Genomic DNA, 3358 nt, shown 5'->3' with positions numbered 1-3358 from the left:
CTGATGTTGGATGCCGCTGCCAAGGGGGGCCATGTCGTGTGTGTCGGCGAGAGGGGGTACATCCTTGTTTCCGACGATGATGGAAAGAACTGGAGACAAGTGGAAGGGGTGCCGACGCGGGCCACCCTGACCGGCGTGTATCTTCATGATGAGAAGCTGGGGTGGGCCGTTGGGCACGATGCCGTTATTCTTCGAACGACCGATGGCGGGAAAGCCTGGGAAAGCGTGTTTTCAGATCCTGCGCTTGAGATGCCGCTTTTGGATGTATGGTTCAAGGATGCCCGAAACGGTTTTGCAATAGGCGCGTACGGTCTTTTTATGGTGACGACGGACGGCGGCAGTACCTGGAGCCGGCGGAAAATCGGCGAAGATGATTATCACCTTAACCACATCAGCGCATCGCAGAGCGGAAAGTTGTACCTATCTGCCGAATCCGGAAAGGTATATCGATCCGATGACGGAGGCGAGGTCTGGCAGATTTTGTCATTGCCTTATGAGGGGTCTATTTTTTGTACGCTGCCGCTGAAGGGTGAAGCCGTGCTCGCCTTTGGATTGCGGGGCAATGCGTTCAGATCCACTGATTCCGGCGCATCCTGGACGAAAATCGACACGGGGCTGACCGCGATGCTGAACGACGCCCAAGTGCTCAGGGACGGGCGAATCGTTGTCTGCGGTCTGGGGGGTGCTCTTATAGAAAGCCGTGATGAAGGGAAAAGCTTTCAGTCGATTGAAAAGAAAAGCGGGCGGCAGGGGATTTCAAAAATATTGGAAGCTAAAGGAGCGGGGTTGCTGCTGTTCGGCGAATTCGGTGTGCAAACGATGTCGTTAACGGCTTCAAACACATAACCCGATTGAAATGTCAACTACTCGGGAAGCCGGGGCGGAAGGTTTTTTATTTCCGAGCAGTCACTTAGAATGGTACATAGGAGCAACCATGAGTTTTTTTTCGAACATTGGGAAAATCAGGTCCGGGCTATTTAAGCACAGGGCTTTGGTGCTTGCTTTTTTCGTTATAGCCACCATTTATTTGGGGTATTCGGCATCGCGCATTTATCTTGATGCGGGCTTCACCAAGCTTTTGCCGATGACGCACCCGTTTATGAAGACCTACGTTGATTTTCAAAAGGATTTTGGCGGCGCCAACCAAATTCTCGTTGCGCTGACCACCAAGAAGGGGGATATTTTCACGCCGAAGTTTTTCACGGCCTTACGGGAGGCCACCGATGAAATTTTTTTCATACCGGGGGTTGACCGCAGCCGTGTTTTTTCGATCTGGACGCCGAATGTTCGCTACACCGAGATCATCGAGGGGGGGATTGCCGCCGGCAATATCATTCCGAACGGGTTTGAGCCGACGCCCGAGGGGCTTGAACAAGTCCGCCAGAACATTCTTAAATCCGAGTATCTGGGACGACTGGTGGCAAACGATTTCACGGGCGCCATGATTGCCTGCGACCTTCAGGAGGTGGATCCGACCACCGGGGAAAAACTTGATTTCATGAAGGTTGCCAAGCAACTGGAAAAGGTTCGAGAGAAGTTTTCAAACGAAGATATTGATGTGCATATCATCGGTTTTGCAAAGTTCATCGGTGACATGGTGGACGGGGTTGCGGCGACGCTCCTGTTTTTCGGCATGGCCTTTCTTTCGACGCTGGTGATTGTATTTTGGTACACGCAATCCATCAAATACACGGTGCTGGTCGTCTTGAATGCGCTCGTGGCCGTGATTTGGCAGCTCGGATTGTTGTCTTTGTTCGGCTACGGGATCGATCCCATGGGAACCCTGGTGCCGTTTCTGGTATTCGCCATCGCGATCAGCCACGGGATGCAGATGGTGAGAGGATGCATGTCCGAGGTATTTGATGGGTATGCGCCCGTGGAAGCAGCCGAAAACGCATTGAAAAAACTCGCTGTTCCCAGCCTCACCGCTCTGATTACCGACATTATCGGCTTTGCGACCATTCTGCTGATTCAGATTCGAATCATTCAGGAGATGGCGATTGGTGCGTCCATCGGCGTGGCCGCTATTGCCATTGTGGATATGTTTCTTCTGCCCATGCTTCTCTCCTTTATGTCCGTGGATGATGCCTATCGCTTAAAACTGAAAAAGCGGGCCGCCCTCATGGCGCCGCTGTGGCGGGGATTGTCCAAGGTGGCCGACCGCAAATGGGCCGCTGTCATCATTCTGGTTTCAGTGGTGCTCCTTGTTGCGGGCTGGCATCAGTCGCGACAGGTCAGAATCGGAGATTCCCAAGCGGGGGTTCCCGAGCTGCGGCCGGATTCCCGTTACAACCTGGACACGGATGTGATTATCAGCAAATTTGCCATTGGCGTTGACTCCATGATCATCTTTGCCGAGAGCAAGCCGGATGCCTGTATCGATCACGACGCGATGAGCTATATTGATGAATTTGCCTGGTACATGAACGGCGTTGAGGGGGTTAAGTCGGTGGAGAGCCTGCCCGGTATTGTCAAGCATCTGAGCGCCGGATGGAATGAAGCCAATCTGAAGTGGCGGGTATTGTCCAGAAATCCGCAGGTTCTCGGGCAGGCTTGCTGGTATGTGCCATCCACATCGGGACTGATGAACAAGAACTTTAGCGTGATGCCGGTGCGCATATACACCGAGGATCACCGCGCCGAGACGATCGCGCATATTATCAAATCGGCGGAAACGTATATCGCGGCCCATCCCTCGGAGAATGTCACGCTGCGGTTTGCCGGGGGCAATGTCGGCGTAATGGGCGCCACCAACCAAGTGGTTGCCGCGGAACAGCTTCCGATCGTTATGTATGTTTATATGGCAACAATCCTGTTCGTACTTATTTCTTTTCGATCCTTGCCCGCGTTATTGTGCATCCTTTTGCCGTTGGGGCTTGTTTCGATCCTCGGGTATGCCATGATGGCGCTGCTGGGAATCGGTCTGAAGGTGAACACGCTTCCGGTGGTGTCGCTGGGTGTGGGCGTGGGGGTGGATTACGGGATTTATTTATACAGCACGCTGATCGCGCTTCGCTGGGAATCCGAATCGTTACGAGAGGCATACGAAAAAACGCTCAATTATACCGGCAATGCCATATTGCTGACCGGGATCAGTTTGGGACTTGCCACCGCCACCTGGATTTTTTCACCGTTGAAATTTCAGGCGGACATGGGCATCCTTCTGACCTTCCTGTTCATGTTCAACATGGTTGGCGCCGTGTTTATTCTCCCCGCCCTGGCCAGATGGATTCTTCGCAGACGCAAAGCGCCCGTTCGGGGGAATGAAAAAGTGGAATCCACTGGTTTCAATAAGCAACATCCCGAAAAAACGCCGGGTAAACCCGCTGTGGCTAAAGTTTAATCCCTTTACCGTGAC

At 53.0% G+C, this 3358-nt stretch carries 2 protein-coding genes; both read left to right on the top strand.

Annotated features, from left to right (window positions below):
- A partial coding sequence (locus RBT11_20580; protein ID MDX9789178.1) for a YCF48-related protein occupies positions 1–846 on the top strand: 846 nt, incomplete at its 5' end.
- 88 nt (positions 847–934) lie between these two features.
- Positions 935–3343 carry an MMPL family transporter gene (locus tag RBT11_20575; GenBank protein ID MDX9789177.1) on the top strand — a complete coding sequence of 803 codons (2409 nt, stop codon included), beginning with the start codon at positions 935–937 and terminating at the stop codon, positions 3341–3343.
- Positions 3344–3358 lie beyond the last annotated feature (15 nt).

This window comes from Desulfobacterales bacterium (assembly GCA_034003325.1).
In the GTDB taxonomy this organism is placed as follows: domain Bacteria; phylum Desulfobacterota; class Desulfobacteria; order Desulfobacterales; family JAFDDL01; genus JAVEYW01.
The sequence above is the reverse complement of the archived record's forward strand: the minus strand, read 5'-3'. Positions and strand labels throughout refer to the sequence as shown.